3 protein-coding genes and 1 pseudogene are annotated in these 3,963 nt (G+C 63.5%); 2 read left to right on the top strand and 2 right to left on the bottom strand.

The annotated features are described in order from the left end of the window. The first annotated feature begins 255 nt into the window (after positions 1-255). Positions 256-1,476 (top strand): 5-aminolevulinate synthase, encoded by a 1,221-nt coding sequence (hemA, locus tag ACFC3J_RS22390; RefSeq protein ID WP_375198136.1) that lies wholly within the window; start codon positions 256-258, stop codon positions 1,474-1,476. 46 nt (positions 1,477-1,522) lie between these two features. Here the strand turns inward: hemA and ACFC3J_RS22385 are convergent, their stop codons facing one another. Together ACFC3J_RS22385 and ACFC3J_RS22380 are read right to left on the bottom strand one after the other, a co-directional pair. After that, the gene (locus ACFC3J_RS22385) at positions 1,523-2,185 is read right to left on the bottom strand and encodes a class I SAM-dependent methyltransferase (RefSeq protein ID WP_375198135.1); all 663 of its coding nucleotides are present in this window, start codon (positions 2,183-2,185) and stop codon (positions 1,523-1,525) included. Beyond that, a complete protein-coding gene (locus tag ACFC3J_RS22380; protein WP_375198134.1) occupies positions 2,185-3,402 on the bottom strand; it encodes a DUF3419 family protein in 1,218 nt (405 codons plus the stop codon). Before ACFC3J_RS22380 ends, ACFC3J_RS22385 begins: the two co-directional genes overlap by 1 nt. Before the next feature lie 136 nt (positions 3,403-3,538). Between ACFC3J_RS22380 and ACFC3J_RS22375 the strand changes: the two are divergent. Further along, positions 3,539-3,963, top strand: a pseudogene (locus ACFC3J_RS22375) (DNA ligase-associated DEXH box helicase); the annotation flags it as partial.

Genomic DNA, 3,963 nt, shown 5'->3' with positions numbered 1-3,963 from the left:
GCCGCCGCCCGGAACAGCGGTTTTCACGCGGCTGGATGACATGGTCGAACCGCTACGCCCCGCGCTTGCCCGCTATGGGCTGGAACGGATCGAGCTGCTTTGACAGGGTGGACCTTTGGTCCAATCGCAAGTCTTTCTATCGCTATGATAGGTATTTCTCCCTAAGGCTGCGAGCGGTTATCACTGGTATTAGGCCCGCGCAGCAGGTAAATGCCCTCGTAAAGAGGGGATGCGGGAATAGGGATAGGGCTTTACGTGAACTACAAGCACATCTTTACGCAGGCGATCGACCGGCTCCATAGCGAGGGCCGCTACCGGGTTTTCATCGACATACTGCGCAACAAGGGCGCCTTCCCCAACGCCCGATGCTTCCACGGCCATAACGGACCAAAGCCCATCACCGTCTGGTGTTCCAACGATTATCTGGCCATGGGGCAGCATCCCAAGGTCGTCGCCGCCATGGAAGAGGCGCTGCACGACGTCGGCGCAGGCTCCGGCGGAACCCGCAATATCGGCGGCAACACCCATTATCATGTCGATCTGGAAGCAGAGCTGGCCGATCTGCACGGCAAGGAAGGCGCACTGCTTTTCACGTCGGGCTATGTCTCGAACGAAGCGACGCTGTCGACGCTGGCCAAGATCCTGCCCGGTTGCATCATCTTCTCGGACGAGTTGAACCACGCCTCGATGATCGCGGGCATACGCAATTCGGGCTGCGAAAAGCGGGTGTTCCGGCACAATGACGTCGATCATCTGCGCGAACTGCTCGCCGCCGAAGACCCCGAAGTGCCCAAGCTGATTGCTTTCGAAAGCGTCTATTCGATGGACGGCGACGTCGCCCCCATTGCCGCGATCTGCGATCTGGCGGACGAGTTCAACGCGCTCACCTATCTGGACGAGGTCCATGCGGTCGGCATGTATGGCCCTCATGGAGGCGGCATTTCCGAACGCGATGAGGTTGCGGATCGCGTGACCATCATTGAAGGCACGCTGGGTAAGGCGTTCGGCGTCATGGGCGGCTATATCGCCGCCGACCAGATGATCGTCGACGTGATCCGCAGCTACGCGCCGGGCTTCATTTTCACCACTTCGCTGTCGCCGGTTCTGGTTGCGGGCGTTCTCGCCAGCGTGCGTCATCTCAAGCAGTCGAATGAAGAGCGCGAAGGGCAGCAGGCGTCTGCCGCCACCCTCAAGCGCCTGATGGCCGAGGCTGGGCTGCCGGTGATGCCGTCTGTCACGCATATCGTGCCGCTGATGGTGGGCGACCCGGTCAAGGCCAAGCGGATCAGCGACATTCTGCTCGCCGAATATGGCGCCTATGTGCAGCCGATCAATTACCCGACCGTTCCGCGCGGAACGGAACGCCTGCGCTTCACGCCCGGCCCGGCCCACACCGAAGAGATGATGAAGGACCTCGTCTCGGCGCTGGTGGAAATCTGGGACCGGCTGGAACTTGAACTCAGGAAGGCAGCCTGATCCAAAGGCGGGAGGCGGTCTCAGGCCGCCTCCCTTCCATGGCAGTTCAAATCCGGATCAATCCGCCCCGCACCGCATAGCCGCGATACAGGGGCTTGCTATGTGAGAACCCGCCCAGATCGAGGGCCAATCCCTCAAGGGTTCGCTTGAGATCAGCGCGCGGTGCCACATGGAACCGCGCGAGCCAGCCGAAAAGCGCCCGCTTCCAGAACGCAGGCAGGCCGTCCTGCTGCCCGAAATCCACGATTTCCAGCTTGCCGGCATCCGCAACACAGCGCGCCGCCTGCTTCAGCGCGCTCCGCCAGTCCGGGATCATCGACAGGGCGTAACTGATGAACACCCGCTCAAACTCGGCTCGCCCGAAGAGAGCGGCGGCATCGAACGCACAGGCATCTCCCTGAGCCAGCACCACACGATCGGCCATGCCCGCCCTGGCCACCGCCTTGCGCGCCGTTTCCAACATCGCCTCGCTGATATCGACGCCATACAGCCGCGCTTCGGGCCAGGCCTTGCCCGCCGCAACGAGGTTGCGCCCCGTTCCACAGCCGATCTCCAGCACCGCACCGCCCGGAGGCGGCGCCAGATCGGCGATCAGCCCGTCCCGCCCCAGCAGATAATATTTCCGCGACAGGTCGTAGAAGTGCCGCTGACGCCGATAGACGCTGTCCATCAACCCGCCATGGCCCCTGTTTTCCGGTCCGGCGCTCATCACGCCTCCTTCAACACATAGAGATGCACGCCGCCGTAAATCGCCGACCGGTCCCGCGCCGTATAGTCCAGCGACTCTTCGGCCCGATAATCCCAGCGGGCGAGCAGCGCCCCATCGACCCGTCCGGGCAATATGCTCGGCACTCCGGCCGTCCGGAACAGCACCCGCGCGCCCGGTTTCGCGGTCCGGGTGATCTGCGCCCAGAGGGCATTCAACTGCGCGTCGTCCATCCAGTCCTGCGCATCGAGCAAGACATAGCGATCCGCCGACCGGGCTTCCTGCGCGCCCAGAAACTCGACGAAGTTCACATGCCGCACATCCACACGCCCGGCGCGTTCGACCACCGCCCGATGGTTCGCCGCCTGCAGATAGGGCGGCAACGGTCCCTCGCCTCCGGCATAACCGCGCCCAAAGGCCTGCACCGCGAAATAATTGTCCTTAAGATCGAAGTCGCAGGCCAGCTTCTCCAGCCGCGCCTTAAGGACGCTGTCCATCCGCTCATCGCCGGCCAGCGCCTCATATTGCGCGGGCGGTATCCCCAGGCCGAACAGCGAAGCAGGCTGGCTGGTAAGCCACCGCATGAAGGCGCTGTCGAACACCGGCGCCAGTTCGGCCTCGAAGATCGCCCGCTGTTCTTCCCGGCTGGTGGCATCCAGCATCCGTCGGGGGTTCACCCCATGCAGCCGCGCCAGCAGATGCGCGGCCCCGATGAAGCGCCCCAGCAACCCATGCCTGTATATTCCCCGCGCAAAGCCGCCGATGCGCCGACGTCCGATAAAATCGCGCCCTTCCCAATAGCGCCGCGTGGCATCGTCCAGCGCAGGCGCCACAAAGGCGCGGTAGGCCGCCACATTCTCCCTGCAATCCGCCTTGGCGAAAAAGCGATGGAAGGCCTCGTGATCCGGCAACATCCGCGCCGCCGCCAGCTTCAGCCGGTTGAGCGCGATATGCGCGGTATTGAGGTCGACCGCCGTGATCTTCGCCGGATCGGCCGTCAGATAGCTCAGGACATTGCATCCGCCCGAGGCGATCGTCACGACATGGCAATCCGGCGTCATCGCCAGCGCCTCCATGTCCACCTCCGGATCTTCCCAGATCTGGGCGTAGACCAGTCCCCGAAATGCAAAGGTGAAAGCCCGCTCCAGCAATCCCTGCCGGGAAAGGTGCCGATGCCGATGCACCGCGCGGGTAACATTCTGGTGTGCCGTTGATGCCATATGCCGCGCCTCCTCGCTGCCGGGTCGTCCGCCGTCGCTTAGGGCAAGGGCATGTAGCTCGCGTGACATTGAGGTTACGGCAATGTGAAGCCTCTTGCGGAACCAAGCCGCGCGATCCACCTTTTCCATGAAAGCCATGCCTCACTGGATCGAACCCCACCCGACCGGCATCTATGTCTGCCCCGCCGACGCGTGGATCGATCCCTCCGTCCCTCGACAACGCGCGCTCGTCACCCATGGCCATGCCGATCATGCAAGGGGCGGCCACGGGCATGTCTGGGCGACGCGGGAAACGCTGGCCATCATGGCGCTGCGCTACGGCACCGCATCCGGAACAGCCGTTCCCTATGGCGAGGAAATCCGCATGGGCGGCGTCACGATCAGCTATGTTCCCGCCGGTCATGTGCTGGGTTCCGCCCAGATCGTTCTGACCCACGCCGGGGAGCGAGTGGTCGTAACCGGCGACTATAAACGCCGCCCTGATCCAACCTGCAAAGCGTTCGAGCCGGTCCCCTGCGACATCTTCGTCACGGAAGCGACCTTCGGCCTCCCCGTATTCCA

Origin of the sequence: Sphingobium sp. (genome assembly GCF_041987595.1) — a bacterium.
Lineage (GTDB): Bacteria > Pseudomonadota > Alphaproteobacteria > Sphingomonadales > Sphingomonadaceae > Sphingobium.
The sequence above is the reverse complement of the archived record's forward strand: the minus strand, read 5'-3'. Positions and strand labels throughout refer to the sequence as shown.

Excerpts from the sequence above, each read along its gene's own strand:
- ACFC3J_RS22385 (WP_375198135.1), bottom strand. The coding sequence starts at position 2,185 with ATGAGCGCCGGACCGGAAAACAGGGGCCATGGCGGGTTGATGGACAGC.
- ACFC3J_RS22380 (WP_375198134.1), bottom strand. The coding sequence starts at position 3,402 with ATGGCATCAACGGCACACCAGAATGTTACCCGCGCGGTGCATCGGCAT.